The organism is Candidatus Uhrbacteria bacterium (assembly GCA_016699205.1).
Classification (GTDB): domain Bacteria; phylum Patescibacteriota; class Patescibacteriia; order 2-12-FULL-60-25; family 2-12-FULL-60-25; genus CAIXDN01.
Genome location: CP064964.1, coordinates 377,984 through 398,203, shown reverse-complemented (window position 1 = coordinate 398,203; position 20,220 = coordinate 377,984). Strand labels below are relative to the sequence as shown.

Below are 20,220 nucleotides of genomic sequence, written 5' to 3'. Positions count from 1 at the left end.
CATCCGTACCTTATGCCGATTTACAAAATACAAAAACGCAACGGCGCTATCGTCGATTTTGAACCAGAGAAAATCCGCCTCGCCATCAGCAAAGCGGCGGCCGCTGTCGGTACTGAGCAAGAGGGCTTATCCGCCTTGGTGGCAAAAGAAGTAGCGTTTGAACTCGAGGAAGCGTATGGAGGCGCCATCCCATCCGTCGAGCAGACGCAAGACGTCGTCGAGCGTGTCCTCATCCGCTACGACTACGCCGATATCGCCAAAGCTTACATTCTCTACAGGGAAAAACGCCGCGAGTCCCGTGAGACGCGCGATGTCGTTGTAGAAGTAGGAAAAACCATCGACGAATACTTGGAGAAAAGCGACTGGCGCGTACATGCCAACTCCAACCAAGGCTTCTCGCTCGGCGGTTTGATTTTGAATACGGCCGGAAAAGTCACGGCCAACTACTGGCTTTCCCATGTTCTGCCGCGTGAGGCAGGAGAGGCGCATCGCAATGGCGATGTCCATATCCACGACCTCGACATGTTCTCCGGCTACTGCGCCGGCTGGAGTCTCCGCATGCTCCTCGAGCAGGGGTTTAACGGCGTACCAGGCAAAACGGAATCGGCTCCGCCAAGGCATTTGAACTCCGCGGTAGCTCAAATGGTGAACTTTCTCGGTACATTGCAGAACGAGTGGGCCGGAGCGCAGGCGTTCTCAAGTTTTGATACGTTTCTTGCCCCGTTCGTAAAAAAATACGAGTTGGAAACGCGAGCCGAGCTTGAAGCAGGCAGCGCCTCGTTTCCCGATCATGAGTCGCGTGAAAAATACGTGAGGGATCGCGTCGCCAAGTACGTGAAACAGAATATCCAATCATTCGTGTTCAATTTGAACACGCCTTCGCGCTGGGGAACGCAGACGCCATTCACCAATATCACCCTCGACTGGGTTTGCCCCGATGACTTAAAAGAAAAGCGCCTCCTCCTCGGCGGTACGCCGTATCAATTCACCTACGGCGAGCTTCAGAACGAGATGGACATCTTGAACCGCGCCTTCATCGAGGTGATGACCGATGGCGATGCGCATGGTCGTGCCTTCACCTTTCCGATTCCAACCTACAATGTTGGCAAAGATTTTGACTGGAACGATCCAAAAACACTTCCCTTGTTCGAGATGACGGCAAAATACGGTACGCCGTATTTCCAGAACTTCATCAATTCCGATTTGAAGCCGGGCGATGTCCGCTCGATGTGCTGCCGGCTCCAGCTCGACCTGAATGAGTTGCGAAAGCGAGGCGGGGGTCTGTTTGGGTCCGCAGAGATGACGGGTTCTATCGGCGTTGTGACGATCAATGCCGCACGTCTCGGCTATCTCGCACGCGGAAATCGCGAACAGTTTTTTGAAAGACTTGGTCATCTGATGGACTTGTCCCGCACCTCATTGGAAATCAAACGAAAAGAAATTCAAAAGTGGATGGATCGGGGATTATTCCCATACACCAAACATTTCCTGGGTACGTTACGCAATCATTTCTCCACCATCGGCATCAACGGAGTGAATGAAGCGATACGCAACCTGACCGACGACCGTGACAACATCGCGACTCCGCACGGCCTCGCGTTTGCGGGAGAAGTCCTCGAGTTTATGCGCACGCGACTGAAACAATATCAGGAAGAAACCGGACATCTCTACAACTTAGAAGCCTCGCCGGCGGAAGGGGCGACATACCGATTCGCAAAAGAAGACCAGAAACGATTCCCCGAAATTCTCCAAGCAGGCACGCCTGAAGCGCCGTACTACACCAACTCCACCCAGCTCCCGGTCGGCTACACCGATGACGTATTTGAGGCAATGGACCTTCAAGACGATCTCCAAACTCGATACACCGGCGGTACCGTCCTGCATGCGTATCTCTCGGAGCGCATCAGTTCCCCGGAAGCTTGCCGTGAACTCTTGCGTCGCATCCTGATGCGCTATCGCATGCCGTACGTCACGCTCACGCCAACGTTTTCTATCTGCCCCAAACACGGTTATCTCCAAGGCGAGTGGGACTACTGCCCGACTTGCGATCAAGCACTCGGCATCGAGGCACCGCGCTTCAACGAGGAGGTGCGTCGCAAGTATGAATCAATTCAACCAACAAAATAACAAAAATATATGAACAATACCGATTTGCAAGCACAGCGTACCCCTTGTGAAGTCTGGACCCGCGTCATGGGCTATCACCGACCCGTTTCCCAATTTAATACGGGAAAAAAGAGCGAGCATTACTCGCGCAAACACTTCACAGAGTGCGTGGCGGCAAATCACCATTTCCGAGACGCCTATGCAAAACAACAAGCAAATACGGCTTAGCGGCGTTCAGCCGTTTACCCAGCTCGATTTTCCGGGCCGATTAGCGTGCATCGCTTTTTTTCCTGGGTGTAATTTTCGATGTGGATTCTGTCATAATCCGGAATTTGTTTTGACGGAGCGATTGGTAAAAACGGCGGATAGTTGGATTGAAGGAGAGGTCTTTCTTTCATTTCTCGATCAACGGCGCGGATTGCTGGACGGTGTCGTCATCTCCGGCGGCGAACCGACCCTGCATGCAGGGTTGCCAGACTTTATTCAAGATATTCGTGATAGGGGCTTTCAGGTGAAGCTGGATACCAACGGGAGTCTTCCGGAAGTTCTTGGTCCGCTGCTTCGCGATGGTTTGCTGGACTATGTTGCGATGGATGTAAAGACCTCGCTCGAACGTTACCCTGAATTAGTGAGCGCTTGCGTGAGAACGGAAGCAATCAAGGAGAGTATCGCTCTGATAAAGACATATGCACCTGAATATGAATTCAGGACGACGATCATTCCAAAAATTCACGGCAAAAAAGAAATAGCTGGAATCCTTGAATTAGTTCGTGGTTCTCGGCGCTATGTATTACAAGCCTATCGGCCGGCGATTACGTTAGATCCGCTCTTTGGCGAGTATGCGGCTCCAGATCCGTCGCATTTAGAGATGTTGGCTAAACAGTTCCGTCCTCATGTTGGCGAACTTATTGTCCGTTAGTGACAAAATAGCCTGTTTCCGCTACTCTTTTGGGCATGCTCACGCTCTGGAATACGCTGCATCGGGCTTTGGAAGAGTTCAAACCTATCAAGGGCAAGAACGTCGGCCTCTATACTTGTGGCCCAACTGTCTACAACCCAGCGACCATCGGCAACCTCCGTACCTATGTATTTGAGGACATCTTGAAGCGCACCTTGATTCTGCTTGGCTACAAAGTTCATCACGTCATGAACATCACCGATGTCGGCCATTTGGTTGGTGATGGCGACACCGGAGACGATAAAGTCGAGAAAGAAGCAGCCAAGCAGGGGAGAGACGCATGGGAAATCGCCAAGCAATACGAGAAGCTATTCGACAAAGACTTGTCTCGCTTGAACGTCATGGCTCCTACAGGCAAAGATCGCCCGCATGCAACGGATTACATTAAGGAACAAATCGCGCTCGTAGAAAAATTGGAAGACAAAGGCTACACCTATCGCATTAGCGACGGTATTTATTTTGATACCACCAAATTCGACGGCTACGGCAAGCTTTCCGGCCAAAGAATCGGCGATAAACAGTCCGGCGTACGCATCGAGCTCAATCGCGAGAAAAAACACCCGACAGATTTTGCTCTCTGGAAATTTTCTCCCGCCGATTCCGTCCGCCAAATGGAATGGAATTCCCCTTGGGGCCGTGGTTTCCCGGGCTGGCATATCGAGTGTTCCGCGATGGCCGAGGATTTACTCGGTCAACCCTTTGACATTCACTGCGGCGGCGTCGATCACATCGCTGTTCATCATGAAAATGAAATCGCGCAATCGGAAGCCGCTTATGGAAAACCGCTCGCCAATTATTGGATGCACGGAGAATTTCTTTTGGTCGATGGCGGCCGCATGGGTAAGTCAGAAGGCAATGCCTATCTCCTCGACGACCTGATTACCAAGGGATTTGATCCGCTCGCGTATCGTTTCTACTGCTTGGGCGCCCATTATCGCTCCAAATTGAATTTCACTTGGGAGGGAATGGAAGGTGCGCAGAACGCATTGAGAAAATTACAGGCAGAAACCCGCCGCCTGCCTTCCGCCAAAGCGGCGACCAAAGGCGAATGGCTAGAAAAATTTACCAAAGCATTGTCGGATGATCTGAACACGTCAGAAGCTCTCGCCGTTGTCTGGGAAATGTTGAAATCCAAAGCTGATGACAAGGAAAAAGCTTCCAACCTCTTGGCGATGGATGAAGTCCTCGGTCTCGGTCTCGCCGACATCATCGGAAAACCGGTAAAAGCTCCGGCAAATATCGTAGCGATCGCAGAAGAGCGCCAGCTCGCCCGCCAATCCAAAGACTGGAGCAAGTCCGATGAATTGCGCGACGCCATCAAGGTAAAAGGCTGGATTGTGGAGGACGGCAAAGACGGCGGATACGATCTGCTTCCTAGCTGAAACCTAACACCTAAAACCTGAAACCTGCTATAATTCTGACATGTCTGACGGGTTTTTACAGGGTAATGAAACAGCTCCGGAAATAACGCCAGAGCCAGTTGAAGCTCCCGTCATCGAGTCCGGAGAAGCGCTTGAAGATGCGCCGCTTGCCGCTGACCGCGCCGCCTTTGAACAATCCGTCGAGCGCAAAGACGAGTTCTTGGAAGCGCCTGCAGAAGACGCCCCAACCACCCAAGTTGCGGCAGACCCAGGCTCTGCTGCGCCGGCTGAACCTGAACCCGCCGCTCCTGTCGATGAAGTCATGGTCGAGGTTGAGAAAATTCTGGAAGACGGTCTCGGTGATTATGTTGAGACGATGCCAGAAGAAGCGCGCCAGCGTTTTCTCTCCAAAGGCCACGAGGTTTCAACCCAGATCACCATCATGGTGCGCGGGCTCAAAGTCGAGCTGCGGCGCGTTGTCTCCTTGATTCGTGATTGGCTGCTCACGATCCCTGGAATCAATCGTTATTTCTTGGAACAAGAAGCCAAAATCAAAACCGACCGCATCATCGCCCTGGCTCGCGTCCGTAAAGAAGACGCCGAGCGCCAAGTTTAAAACAAACACATGCCCCTGTTCCTTCTCCAGCTCGATCTCACGACGCCAATTGCCCAGGCGCCGGATTTGCTCGATCCTGTTGTTCTTCTGACCAGCCCCTTGGCATACGGAATCTACGCCATCATTGGTCTCTGTTTTGGCTTGTATCTTTTGATCCAGATCCTGCGTGCCGTTAATGTCCGCCGCAATCGCGCTAAAGTCGCCTTTGGATTAAAAGTCTTGATGGTCCGCGTTCCAAAAGAATTAAGCGGCGATGAAGCCGGCAAAGACAAATCGCAGCAGCAGATCCAAGAATTAATCGGCGCAATGGAAACGGTATTCTCAACCGTTGGCGCCTTGAAAGCCCAGCGCGGCTTTGGTTCCTGGTTCTCCGGACGCAGCGATCTTTTCACATTTGAAATCGTCTGCCATCGCGACAAAATCAGTTTCTTTGTAACCGTTCCAGAAAAGCTCCGCGATTTCATGGAGCAGCAGATTCTCGCGCAATATCCGAATGCACAAATCGACGAGGTTCCTGACTACAATATTTTCTCGCCCAACGGCGTTATCATGGGCAGCTATCTCAAGATGCGCCGCCCAAGCTATTTCCCGATCAAGCTCTACACCAAGCTGGAAGCCGACTCGATGAATTCCATTACCAACGCCTTGTCCAAGATTGAGGCAGGGGATGGAGTCGCGATTCAATACGTTGTGAGAAGCGCTAAAAAAGAATGGCGCCAAGAAGGTCTCCGTATTGCTCGCGCGATGCAGCAGGGAAAGAAGCTAAAGGATGTCGAGCGAAAATCATTTGGCAAGCAGATCTCTAAGGAGCTCACGAGTCTCGGCTCAACCAAGTCCAAAGATAAAAAGCCCGACGAAGGCTATCGTTTGTCGCCTTTGGAAGAAGAGATGGTAAAGGGTTTGGAAGAAAAAGCCTCGTATGCTGGTTTGGACGTAAACATTCGCGTCGTCGTCTGCGGAAAGATTCCGGAACGCGCCCAGCGCTACCTGAACGATATTTTGAATGCCTACGGCCAATTCAATATTTACGAATACGGCAACAGCTTCAAGAGCGAGATGCCGCGCAAGCAGGCAAAAATCGTCGAGTCGTTCATCTACCGCCATTTTGACGAGAATCAGCGCGTCGTCTTGAACTCGCAGGAAATGGCGACGGTCTATCATTTTCCGCTCCCATCAACGGAAACACCAAAAATCAACTGGCTCTTGTCTCGCCGCGCGCTCCCGCCATCCAATCTTCCAAGTGAAGGTATTCAGCTTGGCGTCTCCGAGTATCGCGGTCATTCCTATCAGATCCGCATGAAGCAGCCGGATCGCCGCCGTCACATGTATGTGATTGGTAAATCCGGTTCCGGTAAATCGGTCTATCAGGCTTCTTTGATCAAGCAGGATATCGAGGCTGGTCACGGCGTCTGTGTTATCGATCCGCACGGAGATTTGTGCGATGAAGTTCTCGAATACGTTCCAAAAGAACGCGCCGACGACGTCATCTTCTTTGACCCCGCCGACTACACCCGTCCGATGGGTTTGAACATGCTCGAGTTTGATGAGACGCAACCGCAGCAAAAAACCTTCGTCATCAACGAGATGCTCAAGATATTCGACAAGCTCTACGATCTCAAATCCACGGGCGGCCCGATGTTTGAGCTCTACATGCGCAACGCCATCTTGCTGCTCATGGAAGATGTCGAGTCCGGATCGACTTTGATGGAAATTCCAAAAGTTCTGGCCGATGAAGAGTATCGCAACTACAAATTGAGCAAGTGTAAGTCGCAAGACGTAAAAGATTTCTGGCAAAAAGAAGCGCTCAAAGCCGGCGGTGAAGCCTCGCTCGCCAACATGGTTCCGTACATTACTTCCAAGCTGACGCACTTCATCTATAACGACTACATGCGGCCGATTATCGGCCAACAAAAGAGCGCCTTCAATCTGCGTGATGTGATGGATGGCAGAAAAATTCTTTTGCTCAAGTTGTCCAAGGGAAAAATTGGAGATCTTAATGCCTACCTCATCGGTATGGTGCTTGTCGGTAAAATCTTGATGGCTGCACTCGCTCGCGGCGACATGGAAGCTTCCGAGCGTAAAGATTTCTATCTCTACATCGACGAATTCCAAAACTTCCTCACTGATTCCATTTCCGCCATTTTGTCCGAAGCCCGTAAATACGGTCTAAACCTCATCATCGCGCACCAGTTTATTGGTCAATTGGAAGGCAAAGGAGGGGACACCGTTATCCGCGACGCCATCTTTGGAAACGTCGGTACCATGGTCGCCTTCCGTATCGGTGTAGAAGACGCAGAATTCCTCGCGAAAGAATTTGCACCGGTCTTCAGCGAGTACGATCTCGTGAACGTCGAGGCATTCACCTGCAATATTAAGATGTTGATCGACAACACGGCTTCACGCCCCTTCAACATGAAGCCGGTCATGCCTAAGCGCCCGCAAGACAAGGAGCTCTCGCGCATGATCAAAGAACTTTCGCGTTACAAATTTGGCCGCAAACGTGAATTGGTCGAGGCAGAAATTCTTGAGCGCCGCGATGCCATGGCAGAAGTCTCGGATGTGGATGACTTTAAAATATAATGTGGTATCCTATAGGTGATACAGGTGGGCGATAAAAAACAAAAAAACAATCTATGGACGAACAAAATGACATCCTCGATGAAGAGGCTGTTATAGAAGAAGGGGAGGCTCCCGCATTATCGGGGGCCGAGACCAAGCTTGCGCTCGCTTTGCGCGTCGTTCGAGATTTAAAGTCTCGTTTGGATAACCTGGAGCGTTTGCTTGAAAGCCGCTCGGAAACAGCCGACCCTGAGGCCTACATCATGTCCTCGGTTGATGACACCTCCTTTGGTTCTTTTGAAGGCCGTTCCATCGAGGGCGTATTCGACGGCGAGCACATGGTTGGTGAAGACGGCCGCCAGTATTCTGTTCCACCAAACTACGCTTCTAAATCCAAACTCGTAGAAGGCGATCTTCTCCGTCTGACCATCAGCGAGAACGGCCGCTTCCTCTTTAAGCAAAAAGGTCCGATCGAGCGTCAGCGTCTCGTTGGCTCGCTTGTACAGGATGAATTAAGTGGGGATTGGAAGGTGGTCGCCGGAGGCAATGGTTATCGTGTGCTCGCTGCAGCCATCTCTTTCCATAAGGGCGATGTGGGCGATGAAGTCGTGATTCTGGTACCAAAAAACGCTCCTTCTCGCTGGGCAGCGGTCGAGAACATGATCAAGAAAGACGGGTCCGAGTGGTAGGCGTTCCGTAAGGGGCGCCTTTGTGTTTAGATGTGATCGATTCTATGCCCTCGCTGTCCCAAAAATACCGTCCCCAAACCTTTGCCGACGTCACCGGCCAAGCGCATGTTACGGACACCCTCGCCAAAGAGGTCGCTACCGGTAAACTTGGCCACGCCTTTCTTTTTTGCGGTCCTCGCGGCGTAGGTAAAACCACGACCGCTCGCATTTTTGCCAAAGCCCTTAACTGTTTGAATCCAAAGGACGGGGAACCCGACAATTCTTGCGAGCGATGCGTTGCTGCCAATGAAGGTCGCCAAATCGATCTGATTGAAATGGACGCCGCCACCCATACCGGTGTTGAAACCGTCCGCGAATCTATAATCGAGCATGTCCGATTTGCTCCGATGGGCGGCGCTCGTAAGGTCTACGTTCTCGATGAAGCGCACATGCTTTCATCAGCTTCATGGAATGCGCTTTTGAAAACATTGGAAGAGCCACCCGCTTACGCCTTCTTCATCCTCGCGACGACAGAATGGCACAAGGTTCCCGCCACCATCGTTTCCCGCTGCCAGCGCTTTGAGTTCAAGCGTGTTCAGGACGATGTGATGCGTGACCGCGTAGAATTTATTGCCAAACAAGAAGGCTGGAAGATCGATGAAGAAGTCGCCAAGCTCATCGTCTCGCGTGCTGACGGCTGTGTGCGCGATGCAGAGACGCTTCTCGGTCAACTCGGCGGTCTCGGAGAAAAGAATTTAACGCTCGACGTCGCCCAGCTCGTCATTCCTCCCGGCCATCTTCCCGCTGCCGCTGGTCTCGTCGGTTTCTGGTCCCGTCGTGACCACGTCGGTGCCATCAATGAAGCTCAACGCCTCGCCGACGAAGGCTTGCCGCTTCTTCCATTGTTCGACGACCTCATTACGATCGTCCGCAAGCTCCTCGTCGCGTCAGCTGACGCGTCGCTTGCAGAAAAATGGTCCAAAGGAACAGAAGACGAGCGCGCCATGGTCCCGCTCATCGGTAAATTTGAACCCGGAGAATTAAATGACATGGCGCTTTTATTGTTCGAGCGCCGTAAAGACGCCAAGTCCGGCATCGACGCCCTCTTTGCGCTCCAACTCGCCGGAACCATCGCCGCCGGAGGATTGTTACGTCACGCGTCACGCGACACGCATCACGCTTCATCACCGCCTGTCATTGCGAGCAGAAGCGAAGCAATCTTGAGTCCAGCCCCTACGCCTGTCATTCCAGCGAAGGCAGGAATCCAGCCGAAAGAAGAAATACCTGAATCAAAACCAGAACCCGCACCTGTCCCAAAAGAGGAAACTGAAACAAATCCGCCCCTTCCCGTTGAATCTTCGGCGCCTGCTGCTATCGAGCTCAACCAAGTCCGTATGAAATGGGCAGCCATTGTCCGTGCTGTCGATGAAATCAACCATTCCTTGCCCTTTATTCTCAAAATCAGTCGCCCGGAAGCCATTCAAGGCAATACCGTCGTCATCCGATTCCAATACGGATTCCATCGCGACAAAATTATCACCGATCCGCGCAATCGAAAGATCGTTGAGGAGGCGATCCGTAGCGTTATGGCTAATGACACGCTGCTTTTGGACGGCGTTGTCGGCGAGGATGCAGCTGTAGCAGAGGAACGTAGTCAGGATATTGTTGGAAACATCTTGAAGGCGTTTGGTGGAAGCGTGGTCGAGTCATAATATGAATCTCAATTCCAAGCAGTCTGTAGGAGTACCTATCTACACGCGTTCAGGCCGCATGCTCGGCAAGCTCGCAAGTTTGGATTTTGATGCAGCAACCGGTCATCTTGTTTCTCTGCATGTCAGCTCTGGTCTCATGAAGGATCTTCTTTCAAGCGAGCTTCTCGTTTCATGGAAAGAAGTGATCGAGGTGACGGCTGAAAAGATCATTGTTGCCGACGCTGTCGTACCTGAGGGTAGCTCCGTAGCTGCCACCGCTTGATATGGACGCGCGCGCTTTGCGGATCAAAGCCATGGCTCTCTACGACGCCATGGCTTATCCGCCAACCGTCCCCGAACTCGACGCCGCATCTGCCCCAGCGGCGATTGAAGCACCTTTCAAGCTCATTCGCGGTCGCGTTGTTTTTGAAGGTCGTGAAGCGTTAATTGAAGAGCACGAGCGTCGTGAAGCCTTGTTTCCGGCAAAAGTAAAACGTGCACGCCAAGTTGCAAAATTCCTTGCAGGCTTATCCGGCGTTCGATTTGTCGCGCTTTGCAATACAACGGCGCTCGCCCACGCAAGCGAGGATGGCGATCTCGATTTTTTCGTGATCACTCATAAAAACACGATTATGCAGACGCGCGGCTGGTCCACGCTCCGCTTCGCATTCTCCCGCCCAGGTACCCGCGCCTCTGACCGTGACGCCGTCTGCCTTTCCTATTTTGTCGACGACTCCGCCTTGGATTTGTCCCCTCATCAACTGAAACCTGACAACGGGCAACTGAAGACTGCCCACGACGATCCATATTTCCGATTCTGGTTCCTCTCGCTGCTGCCGCTCTATGATGACGGCGTCTCGGCTGAGCTTTGGAAAGCTAATACCGCAATTCTTTCGCAGCATCCGAATGCCCGTCCCTGGATTGTTTCGGAGGACCTGCGTGTTACGCGTCCCTGGTGGCGCTTGCCGACTATTCCGGCTCTCGATGCGCTCGCCGCACGCCTGCACGAATTTCTGATCTCGCCTAAACTAAAGAGCATGCGCAATCTCGATACGCGCGTCATCATCAACGAGCATGTCCTCAAATTCCACGCCGACGACGCCCGCGAACGCTTCCGATCCAAAGCGCAAGAAACTTCTCGCAAGTATGGAGTGGTTTCGTAATTGGTCATGGCGCCTGACGATTCTCGCTCTACCCTGGCAGACGCGTTTCATGTTTTCCGATGGCTCAATCTACGCCACCTGGTTCTTAATGATTCTATCGATCGGGCTCGCATTCCAAGTTCATCGCGCAGCTCCATCAAACAAGCATCGATATGGCACTTGGATTGGAGTAACGGTTTTCGCTCTAATCCTCGCATCGGTATTTACGATATTCCCGGCCGGAACCTGGCAATGGTGGGTTCAGGTTTTATTGCTTGGATTCTTTGTCTGGTCGCTCATTATTTCAAAAGTTGATGCACGCGAATTTTTCGTCTGGAGCGTGATGGCGATCATCCCGCATGCATTGCTCGCGGTTCAGCAGGGGATGACGCAGGAAGTGATTGGAAGTAAGTGGTTAGGTATTTCGCCTCAACTTCCGGAAACGCGCGGCGTCGCTGTCGTCGATGTAAATGGCATTCGCCATCTCCGTGCATACGGTGGCCTACCGTATCCAAACATTCTCGGCGGCTGGCTTGCATTTGGATTTCCCGCAGCTATTTGGCTCGCTGTCACGGCCAAACATCGTCAGAAAAATATCATTTGGTCTTGCGTGGCGGCGCTCTTTATCGTCGCGCTCGTCTTATCGCATTCCCGTTCTGCATGGCTCGCGATCGTCTTAATAATTGTCTTGCTAGGCTATCATCTTTATAAAACGCAATCGTTGTATCGATTAAAAATTCCGGCGATCCTCTCTGTCATTGCGCTGGTTTTTGCTCTCACTTGGCAATGGCCGATGTTGACGACGCGCGTCACCGGAGAGGGGAGATTGGAAGCGCGATCCATCACCGAGCGTGTTTCCGGAATAGAGGCAGGCATAGCGGCTTTCAAAAATCATCCGCTTTTTGGAATCGGTCACAACGCGTTTATCGGAGTCGATAATCAGGGACCGATCCCGCATCAGATTCCGCTCCTGATTCTCGCGGAAACAGGCTTGATCGGGATTTCTGGAATCGTGCTGCTACTCGTCTTTGTTTTCCGAGCTATCCCATTCGATAAACGCCGGTTTTTGCTTATCGCTACACCCATCGTAATGATCGCTTTGCTAGACCATTATCTTTGGTCCTATTGGTCGGGTCAGGTCTTGGCTTCATTCTGCGTTATTTGGTATGCATTAGAGGGTCAGGACATTGACAAGGTGTTAAAATCCTGATAAAGCTGTTGAGCTCTTTTACCCCTTTTCAGGAGGTGTCTGCTTGGAAGATCCCAAACGAAACAGACAAGAAACGTTCGGTTCTTCTTATCCGCCCAAGGCGGATCCCGAGGTGCTTGCACGCTTTCCCAGCCGACGGCCGTCGGACCCGAGCCTCGTACCGATGTACGAGCAGGGGCAGCTCCAGCTGCTCCGCATGCTCTTCGAGCATGTGCCGGACGGCGTCGTCGGCACGGACCCGTCGGGCATCATCACCGAGGCCAATCCGGCCGCACTCGAGATCTTTGGCCGCTCGGCCGAGGAACTGGAAGGTCAGCCGATCTTCATGTATCTCGAGGACGAGTACGGCATGCATCTCGACGAGCTCATCGGCCGCGAGATTTCGCGCTTCAAATACGTGAACGGACGTCACGTCTATGTGAAGCGCCCCGATGGTACGCGCCGCTCGTGCACGCTGTGCGCGAGACCGCTCATCGAGAATGGAACCATCGTCCGCGCCTTCGGCATCTTCCGCGATAGAACCGAGCTCGAGCAGCTCGTGCAGATCGACGAGAAGACGGGCCTCTTGAACGAGCGTGCCTTCCTGCAGCGTGTCGAGGAGCAGATCCGCTTCGCGCGCAAGAAGGACCTTCCGATCGCCATGGTCTATTTTGACCTCCGTGACTTCAAGCCGGTCAACGACCGCTTTGGTCACGCCGAGGGCGATCGCGTGCTCAAGAAGGTCGGCAAGATCCTCGACGAAACGGCCTTCAAGACCGACTTCCTCTCGAGGCTCCACGGCGATGAATTCGCCATCCTTCTTCGCGATATCGACCGCACCAAGGTACTCAAGCCCGCCAATCGGCTGGCCGAGGCCATGACCTTCAAGATCGACCTCGTCGATCCCAAGACTGGCGAGATGGAGGTGATCACCATCCGCGCAGATATCGGCATCTGCTGGCGCAGGGGTGGCGACATTCCCGACGCCAAGGCACTACTCGAGCAGGCCGACCGCCGCATGTACGCCTGCAAACAGTCGGCTAAGCGCGGAGAGCCCCGGCTCTTCTGCATCGACGACGAAGAGTAGCTATCTGAAGCCCCGCACCCATCTGGTGCGGGGCTTTCGAAATCTTGACCGTTAGCCATTTTTTAGTATAAAACTACGTTACTTATATGAACTTACGCCCTCTTGCAGACCGGCTGATTATCGCCGCCGGTAAAAAAGAAGAAGTCACCGCTTCGGGCTTGGTTTTGCCCGACACCACCTCCAAAGAACGCCCGGAACAAGGAGAAGTGATCGCCGTTGGTCCCGGCCGTCTTGATGAAGACGGAGAACGCATGCCGATGTCCGTCAAAGTCGGCGACACGGTTGTGTTCAAGAAATACGCACCGGATGAAGTCGAGGTCGATAACAAGGAATATCTCGTCATCTCAGAATCTGATGTACTCGCGGTAATCGTAAAATAATACTATGGCAAAAATCATTTACTTCAACGAGGAAGCTCGCCAGGCCTTGAAGCGTGGCGTCGACAAACTCGCCAACGCCGTCAAAGTCACGCTCGGCCCCAAGGGCCGCAATGTTGTGATCGATCGCGGTTAGGGATCGCCGATGATTACCAAAGACGGCGTAACTGTCGCAAAAGAAATCGAGCTTGAGGACGAGCTTGAAAACATGGGCGCGGAACTCGTAAAAGAAGTCGCTTCCAAAACCAACGATGTCGCTGGCGACGGTACAACCACAGCCACCGTTCTCGCTCAGGCGATGATCGCGGAAGGTATCAAGAACATCACGGCCGGCGCCTCGCCATTGGCAGTAAAGCGCGGCATGGAAAAAGCCGTTGAAGCGCTCGTCACCGAGCTCCGCGACAAAGTCGCACAGCCGGTTAAGGGTGATATGATCGAGAATGTCGCCTCGATCTCTGCCAACGACAAGGAAATCGGCAAAACCATCGCCGAGATTGTGGCTGAGATGGGGGAGGAGGGCGTGATCACGGTCGAGGAAGGTCAGGCGTTTGGCATCACCAAAGAAGTTGTAAAAGGCATGCGCATCGACCGCGGCTACGCTTCACATTACATGGTCACCAATCAGGACCGCATGGAAGCAGAGTACGCTGATCCTTACGTTCTCGTGACGGATAAGAAAATTGTTTCTTTCAATGATCTTCTTCCGCTCTTGGAAAAGCTTCTCAAGTTGGGACGCAAAGAACTCGTCATTATTTCCGATGATATCGATAATGAAGCTCTTGCCGCTCTTGTCTTGAACAAGCTCCGTGGAATGTTTAATGCGCTCGTCATCAAGGCTCCGGGCTTTGGCGATCGCCGCAAGGAAATGCTTCAGGATATCGCGATTGTCACAGGCGCCACGTTTATCACGGAAGATGTCGGCCGCAAGCTCGACTCGGTTGAAGTTGAGGATCTTGGTTCTGCACGCAAAGTTATTTCGACAAAAGATTCAACCACGCTTGTCGATGGCAAAGGCGATAAAACCGCCATTGAAGCCCGCGCTTCCGCTATCCGCAATCAAATCGAAAATACGGACTCATCGTTCGACAAAGAAAAGTTGGTCGAGCGCCAAGCCAAGCTCATGGGCGGCGTTGGTGTGATCAAAGTGGGTGCTGCAACGGAAGTTGAAATGAAAGAAAAGAAGCATCGCATCGAGGACGCAATTGCTGCCACCAAAGCCGCGATTGAAGAAGGGATTGTTCCAGGTGGCGGTGTCGCATTGATCCGCGCCATCAAGGTACTCGACACGCTTCAAGTTGAAGGTGAAGAAAAGATCGGTGTCGGCATTTTGCGCCGCGCCATCGAGGAACCATTGAAGACGATCGCTAATAACGCCGGTAAAGACGGCTCCGTGGTCGTCGAGGAGGTAAAAAAGCTTTCCGGCAACATGGGCTATAATGCCGATGCGGATCGTTACGAAGACATGGTGGAAGCTGGCATCATCGACCCGGCCAAAGTCACGCGCTTTGCCCTTCAGAACGCTACTTCCGTAGCCGCATTATTCCTCACAACGGAATGCGTGATTGCGGATAAGCCAAAGAAGGAAGAGGTTGGACATGACCACGGCGGTGGCATGGGAGGCATGGGCGGAGGGATGGGGTTTTAGGCTAAAAACGGGCTAATAGCCCGTTTTTACTTGATCGAGACTTTGATTTCCTGTATACTACTGCCGTATGGAAAACAACACGCCTGGTTCCGAGCACGCTCACAGCGAAGCTCCGAAACCCGCTACCGCTATGCCGCACTTCGACAAAAAGGACATTGATGACAACAAAGTGCTTGCCGCTTTGTCCTATCTCTGGATTCTCGTTTTCATTCCGCTTTTCCTTAAAAAGGATTCCAAGTTTGCCCAGGAACACGCCAAGCAAGGCTTGGTCATGTTCATCATCGGCTTGGTAGGAATGTTTATCTTCTGGATTCCGTTGATTGGTTGGTTGGCTTGGCTCGTCCTCGTGATCTTGAACCTCATCGCCATCATCAAGTGTTTGATGGGTGAATTCTGGGAAGTGCCGGTTCTTGGCGCGCTCCGCAAGAACATCAACATCTAATTCCGTCTTTAGAGAAAAAGATCCGCTGGACAACTGGCGGATTTTTTGTTATTATTAAGATATTGCTATGAAAAATCCCTTCGAACGCGGCCCGCTGATGGCTCCAGCTGATGGCGGAATGGGAGGGGGCGCGGTCGCCAAGAAGTTTAACGTCAAAAAACTGAAAACAGAGAGCGAGCTGCGCACGGAGCAACTTGAGCTGGTTCGTCGATGGCGCAAACATCAGGTTCTTTGGAACCCAAATGACAATGGGAATCGCTTACGACCGGACAAGAACGATGTTGAGGAGTATTTGAAGCGCCGCCGCGGCCATCAGGGCGCAGGCATGTATGGCTCGGAAGGCGCCGCCTTTGCCGAGTACATGGTCTTGGAGACCTTGGACGCCGACGGCGTGCTCGGTGGCAAAAACTCTGTCACGGAAGGTCGCGCCTTTGCGTATGAACCTTCAGATCTCGACGACATTCTCCGCGGTACCGACGCGCTCGTGATGTACACGGGTCTTGATGAAGAGAATGAGCGCATCGTCTATCCCGTTGCTGTCGACGTAACCCTGAATCCGGATGAAGCCAAAGTAAAACAGATGCGCGACATGCAGCGTCTCGTTGGCGACAATCTCAACCTTTCCCGATTGTATTGGTATGACACGCGTGCGGAAGAAGCTGGAGAAGCCTTTGATGCGCCAGGCGAGGGGAAAGTGCGCGCGCTTAACACCACGGTCTACGTTCCAGGTGAACTCGCCGACGCCTTTGTTTCTCCCTCATCTGACTCAAGAAAAGCTGGCGAGGCCTTGAAGCGCGTCGGAGCGATGGCTATCGACCAGCAGCGTTGGCAGCTTGAGCTTGAAGCGTTGCTGCTTACGGGCGGCGTCCGTCTTGATCGCGCCGGCGGCATCCGCTCCACCGTGAACCGCCCAACGCGCAGCCAGGTGCTTCACGAGCTGAATCGACTGATGAAATCCGGTTCTCCTGAGATGAACGATCGGACTTACGCCGCCAAAGCCTTATCGGAAGTCCTGCCGACGATTTGGGCCGCTTGGGCCAATCAACCGCTTACACGTTCTGAACAAGCCATGGTCGATAAAACCCGCCTCACACAAGACTTCATCCAATTGCAAGATGATATGGGCGCTGAAGCTGCCGAGTAATCACCAAAACAAGAAAGGCCCCGAACGTCAGACGTTCGGGGCCTTTGTTTCAGAGAAGATGCTCGAGGTAGAAGATCGTCGCCGGATCCGGCGGAACCGGCACGAGCTTCTGCAGCGCGATCTGCACGTTCCGGATCTGCTCCTTGCTCATACCCGCCTGTAGGAGCACGTAAGCGAGCTTGTCCTCCGGATTGGGTACCGGCGTAAGAACATCGGGCGCGCTCTCAAGCGCCCATCCCTTGCCCGCCTGACGAATCCGCGGGTAGGTCGCACTCAAGAGTTCACGCACCAGGCGTTCTGACACGGTAGTCTCCTTGAAAGGGCAGCTCGCCGCTTGGACGAGAGAGTAGCTAATAACAAAATACGCGTTTTGTCAAGGGTTGTCGAAAGACCGGTTTTTTGCGATAGTAAGCCCCATGTTAGGTGATTTGCTTGCCCGTGCCGACGCACTGCGCTCCAAGATTGACGAGGCTTGGCGCATCTTGCAATTGGATGCCGTAAAGAAAGAAATGGCTGCCCTGGAAGCCGAGAGTAATGCTCCGGATTTTTGGAGCGACCAGGACCGCGCCAAGCGCGAATCCCAAGAGCTTGCTGAGCTCAAAAAGGAATACGATTCTTGGAACAATATCCGGATGGCGATCATGGATAATCAGGAATTGCTCGGCATGGCGATCGCCGATAAGGATGAGTCTGTCTCTGCAGATGTCGAGAAGCGTCTCGGTGAACTTGAGAAGCATTACATCGATCTGGAATTCACCCTGCTTTTCTCTGGTAATTACGACGAGAAAAACGCCATCCTTTCGATCCACGCTGGCGCCGGCGGTACCGATGCTCAGGACTGGGCCGAGATGCTCATGCGCATGTTCTTCCGATACGCCGAGAACAAAGGCTGGCATGTCCGTCTGCTTGATGAATCCCGCGGCGGAGAAGCCGGTATCAAATCGGCTACGTTTGAAATTACCGGTCGCTACGCCTACGGCCACTTGAAGTCGGAGCACGGCGTTCATCGCCTCGTCCGCCAATCGCCCTTTAACTCCGATGCTCTCCGTCAGACCTCTTTCGCGCTTGTCGAAGTCGTTCCGGAAATCGACGAAAGCATTGATATCGAGATTGATCCTAAAGATCTCCGCATCGATACCTTTATGAGCGGCGGCAAAGGCGGTCAGTCGGTAAACACGACCTATTCCGCCGTCCGTATTGTCCATATCCCGACCAAGATCACGGTTACATGCCAGAACGAGCGTTCCCAAACCCAAAATCGCGAAACCGCGATGAAGATCTTGAAGTCCAAGCTCCTGAAACTCAAAGAAGAAGAATTACAGAAAGAAAAACTCAAGCTTCGCGGAGAATATCAAAGCGCTGAGTGGGGGAGCCAGATCCGTTCCTATGTCATTCACCCGTATCATATGGTGAAAGACCATCGCACAGGCGTTGAAACGGCTGATACCGATGCCGTGCTTGGCGGTGATCTCGACCGCTTTGTGGAAGGCTATCTTCGCGCGCAGGCAGAGGGGAGAGATTTGCGTGCGGAATTGAATGAGGAGGAATAAAATGTTGCCAATGTAGCGACAGTGGGATATTGATGGAATATATGAACAGAGAAATGCGGTTCGCTTATCTCGTGATTGCCTCTGCGATCGTATTAACGGGCGTCTTTCATGCGCTCGTCTATGAGTATCCGTTTGGATGGCCTTTTGCGCTTTTTATCACATTGATCACGCTCCTGCTTATTATCGTCAGGCAAGTGCATGCAGAGTCGCAGAATCTCTGGGCCTACGCCTTTCTCGGTCCGTTGGTGCTCGGGCTGATCTCGGACCTGCTCTACTCAAATGACGTTGTTCAGTCGCTTGGCCAGCTGCTTACGGTTGTAAGCCTGGCTCTCTTTTCCTATTGGCTATTTGCGCCCAAGACATCTCTAAAAACGCTGCCATCGTTTTGGCCGAGTCGTTTATTTATGGAGACGCTCGTTCCGATTGAAGGAGCAGGTCCTGCCTCCAAGCTGTCTTTCTCTACGCAGGGGCGCCAAGTGTTGATCGGGGCGGCAATCGCTGTCCCGTTCCTGCTGATCTTCCTGGCCCTGTTTATCTCGGCTGACGCGTTACTGGGCAAAGTATTGCGTGAAATCATCGATATTCAGAATCCGGCAAAACTTTACGTTCAAGTCATGGCCGATATCATCATCGGTTACTATCTACTTAGATTTCTCTGGAGTAACATCACTCGCATCGAGCATAAACGAGAACCTCGATGGTTGGAGCAAAAACCGGAAGGCTATTCGATTGCAAGCACGTCTTTTCTCTCGGCTTTGAACCTGCTTTTTCTTGGATTCATCGCCTTCCAGTTTGTCTATTTCTTTGGAGGAAAAGAAATAATTGAGTCGTACGGAATCACGTATGCAAGTTATGCACGCGAAGGATTCTTCCAGCTCTTCACCGTCTCAGTATTTGTCTTTGCGATTATTTGCGGAATTGGCCATCTCACCCGATTTAAATCTCTCGCGGTCCGTCTGCTCTCCCTTGGACTCATCCTCCAATCCTTGATCGTAATCGCTTCTGCGATGAAGCGCTTCACGCTCTACATCGACGCCTACGGCATGAGCGTTCTCCGTTTCTGGGCATTCACAGGATTGATTCTTGCGGCAGTTGGCTTGCTTGTTTTTGGTGCTTGGATTGCGGCCAAAGCTTCATTTGAATCGGTTTTAAAATTCCTTGCCCTCGGCTGTCTGTATGCGTTTTCAGCCATGTTGTTGCTCAACTATGAATCCGTGGTCGTCAATTGGAATGCGAATCGCTCAGCTACCGAGCTTGTCCAGGCTGACTACTTCTACCCAGCTACGCTCTCGTCGGACGCGATGCCCGCCTATCTCGCCTGGTTGAAAAGTCAGTCGGCGGATGAGAAAATCGATTGCGGTCGCATGAATACGCAGCTAATTCTGTTCCTGAGAGCTTCGGCCAAAAAATACGAACAGGCAAAAACACAACTCGATGCATTCAACGAAGCCACCAGAAATCGTTACAAGCTTTCTGTCAGCCCAGCCCAGTACGACGAATACAACAATGAGACGGCTGAGTATATGACGGATTGGTTCAGACCAGCTCCCACGGAATGCTATTTAACGGATTTAAATTCCGGAATCCGTGTATTTTATCAGGCGGGATTGAAGAGTGCTTTATCCGATGCCCGCCAATGGACCATGAGCAATGCCCGAGCCTTAGAGGCACTCTCCCGATTTTAG

18 protein-coding genes and 1 pseudogene are annotated in these 20,220 nt (G+C 52.4%); 18 read left to right on the top strand and 1 reads right to left on the bottom strand.

What is annotated here, in order from left to right; translation table 11 throughout:
* The first annotated feature begins 12 nt into the window (after positions 1-12).
* From IPH19_01965 to IPH19_01890, 16 genes and pseudogenes are all read left to right on the top strand, one after another.
* Entirely contained in the window at positions 13-2,127 is a 2,115-nt protein-coding gene (locus IPH19_01965; protein QQR61206.1) for a ribonucleoside triphosphate reductase, read from the top strand.
* A gap of 9 nt (positions 2,128-2,136) precedes the next feature.
* Positions 2,137-2,334, top strand: coding sequence for an oxidoreductase (locus IPH19_01960; protein QQR61205.1), 198 nt, complete (start codon positions 2,137-2,139; stop codon positions 2,332-2,334).
* Complete coding sequence (locus IPH19_01955) at positions 2,306-3,025, top strand: anaerobic ribonucleoside-triphosphate reductase activating protein (protein QQR61204.1); 720 nt, start codon at positions 2,306-2,308, stop codon at positions 3,023-3,025. The genes IPH19_01960 and IPH19_01955 overlap by 29 nt, the downstream gene beginning before the upstream one ends.
* A gap of 35 nt (positions 3,026-3,060) precedes the next feature.
* Positions 3,061-4,446: a cysteine--tRNA ligase gene (locus IPH19_01950; GenBank protein ID QQR61203.1), complete on the top strand. Its 1,386-nt coding sequence runs from the start codon at positions 3,061-3,063 to the stop codon at positions 4,444-4,446.
* Between the two features lie 40 nt (positions 4,447-4,486).
* Positions 4,487-5,041, top strand: a complete 555-nt coding sequence (locus IPH19_01945) for a hypothetical protein (protein QQR61202.1) — start codon at positions 4,487-4,489, stop codon at positions 5,039-5,041.
* Between the two features lie 9 nt (positions 5,042-5,050).
* Positions 5,051-7,621 carry a type IV secretory system conjugative DNA transfer family protein gene (locus IPH19_01940; GenBank protein ID QQR61201.1) on the top strand — a complete coding sequence of 857 codons (2,571 nt, stop codon included), beginning with the start codon at positions 5,051-5,053 and terminating at the stop codon, positions 7,619-7,621.
* Between the two features lie 53 nt (positions 7,622-7,674).
* Positions 7,675-8,289 (top strand): hypothetical protein, encoded by a 615-nt coding sequence (locus tag IPH19_01935; protein ID QQR61200.1) that lies wholly within the window; start codon positions 7,675-7,677, stop codon positions 8,287-8,289.
* Positions 8,290-8,333: 44 nt separating this feature from the next.
* On the top strand, positions 8,334-9,980 hold the full coding sequence (gene dnaX / locus IPH19_01930) for a DNA polymerase III subunit gamma/tau (protein ID QQR61199.1): 1,647 nt from the start codon (positions 8,334-8,336) through the stop codon (positions 9,978-9,980).
* A gap of 1 nt (position 9,981) precedes the next feature.
* Entirely contained in the window at positions 9,982-10,242 is a 261-nt protein-coding gene (locus tag IPH19_01925) for a PRC-barrel domain-containing protein (protein ID QQR61198.1), read from the top strand.
* Position 10,243: 1 nt separating this feature from the next.
* Positions 10,244-11,122 (top strand): hypothetical protein, encoded by an 879-nt coding sequence (locus IPH19_01920; GenBank protein QQR61197.1) that lies wholly within the window; start codon positions 10,244-10,246, stop codon positions 11,120-11,122.
* Positions 11,034-12,311, top strand: coding sequence for an O-antigen ligase family protein (locus tag IPH19_01915; GenBank protein QQR61196.1), 1,278 nt, complete (start codon positions 11,034-11,036; stop codon positions 12,309-12,311). Before IPH19_01920 ends, IPH19_01915 begins: the two co-directional genes overlap by 89 nt.
* 43 nt (positions 12,312-12,354) lie before the next feature.
* Positions 12,355-13,377 (top strand): diguanylate cyclase, encoded by a 1,023-nt coding sequence (locus IPH19_01910; protein QQR61195.1) that lies wholly within the window; start codon positions 12,355-12,357, stop codon positions 13,375-13,377.
* Positions 13,378-13,463: 86 nt separating this feature from the next.
* Positions 13,464-13,757, top strand: coding sequence for a co-chaperone GroES (locus IPH19_01905; protein QQR61194.1), 294 nt, complete (start codon positions 13,464-13,466; stop codon positions 13,755-13,757).
* 4 nt (positions 13,758-13,761) lie between these two features.
* Positions 13,762-15,399: pseudogene (gene groL / locus IPH19_01900) on the top strand (chaperonin GroEL).
* Positions 15,400-15,529: 130 nt separating this feature from the next.
* A complete protein-coding gene (locus IPH19_01895) occupies positions 15,530-15,841 on the top strand; it encodes a hypothetical protein (GenBank protein ID QQR61355.1) in 312 nt (103 codons plus the stop codon).
* A gap of 67 nt (positions 15,842-15,908) precedes the next feature.
* Positions 15,909-16,985: a hypothetical protein gene (locus IPH19_01890; GenBank protein ID QQR61193.1), complete on the top strand. Its 1,077-nt coding sequence runs from the start codon at positions 15,909-15,911 to the stop codon at positions 16,983-16,985.
* A 49-nt stretch (positions 16,986-17,034) separates the two neighbouring features.
* Here IPH19_01890 and IPH19_01885 read toward each other — a convergent pair whose 3' ends face one another.
* Complete coding sequence (locus IPH19_01885; GenBank protein QQR61192.1) at positions 17,035-17,289, bottom strand: hypothetical protein; 255 nt, start codon at positions 17,287-17,289, stop codon at positions 17,035-17,037.
* 112 nt (positions 17,290-17,401) lie between these two features.
* Between IPH19_01885 and prfB the strand changes: the two genes are divergently transcribed.
* On the top strand, positions 17,402-18,535 hold the full coding sequence (gene prfB, locus IPH19_01880; GenBank protein QQR61191.1) for a peptide chain release factor 2: 1,134 nt from the start codon (positions 17,402-17,404) through the stop codon (positions 18,533-18,535).
* A 41-nt stretch (positions 18,536-18,576) separates the two neighbouring features.
* On the top strand, positions 18,577-20,220 hold the full coding sequence (locus tag IPH19_01875) for a DUF4173 domain-containing protein (protein ID QQR61190.1): 1,644 nt from the start codon (positions 18,577-18,579) through the stop codon (positions 20,218-20,220).

Bases quoted from the DNA above. Each gene is read 5' to 3' on its own strand.
- IPH19_01920 (QQR61197.1), top strand. From the start codon at position 10,244: ATGGACGCGCGCGCTTTGCGGATCAAAGCCATGGCTCTCTACGACGCC.
- dnaX (QQR61199.1), top strand. From the start codon at position 8,334: ATGCCCTCGCTGTCCCAAAAATACCGTCCCCAAACCTTTGCCGACGTC.
- IPH19_01915 (QQR61196.1), top strand. From the start codon at position 11,034: ATGTCCTCAAATTCCACGCCGACGACGCCCGCGAACGCTTCCGATCCA.
- IPH19_01940 (QQR61201.1), top strand. From the start codon at position 5,051: ATGCCCCTGTTCCTTCTCCAGCTCGATCTCACGACGCCAATTGCCCAG.
- IPH19_01895 (QQR61355.1), top strand. From the start codon at position 15,530: ATGCCGCACTTCGACAAAAAGGACATTGATGACAACAAAGTGCTTGCC.
- prfB (QQR61191.1), top strand. From the start codon at position 17,402: ATGTTAGGTGATTTGCTTGCCCGTGCCGACGCACTGCGCTCCAAGATT.
- IPH19_01925 (QQR61198.1), top strand. From the start codon at position 9,982: ATGAATCTCAATTCCAAGCAGTCTGTAGGAGTACCTATCTACACGCGT.
- IPH19_01950 (QQR61203.1), top strand. From the start codon at position 3,061: ATGCTCACGCTCTGGAATACGCTGCATCGGGCTTTGGAAGAGTTCAAA.
- IPH19_01890 (QQR61193.1), top strand. From the start codon at position 15,909: ATGAAAAATCCCTTCGAACGCGGCCCGCTGATGGCTCCAGCTGATGGC.
- IPH19_01875 (QQR61190.1), top strand. From the start codon at position 18,577: ATGAACAGAGAAATGCGGTTCGCTTATCTCGTGATTGCCTCTGCGATC.
- IPH19_01960 (QQR61205.1), top strand. From the start codon at position 2,137: ATGAACAATACCGATTTGCAAGCACAGCGTACCCCTTGTGAAGTCTGG.
- IPH19_01955 (QQR61204.1), top strand. From the start codon at position 2,306: ATGCAAAACAACAAGCAAATACGGCTTAGCGGCGTTCAGCCGTTTACC.
- IPH19_01965 (QQR61206.1), top strand. From the start codon at position 13: ATGCCGATTTACAAAATACAAAAACGCAACGGCGCTATCGTCGATTTT.
- IPH19_01905 (QQR61194.1), top strand. From the start codon at position 13,464: ATGAACTTACGCCCTCTTGCAGACCGGCTGATTATCGCCGCCGGTAAA.
- IPH19_01945 (QQR61202.1), top strand. From the start codon at position 4,487: ATGTCTGACGGGTTTTTACAGGGTAATGAAACAGCTCCGGAAATAACG.
- IPH19_01935 (QQR61200.1), top strand. From the start codon at position 7,675: ATGGACGAACAAAATGACATCCTCGATGAAGAGGCTGTTATAGAAGAA.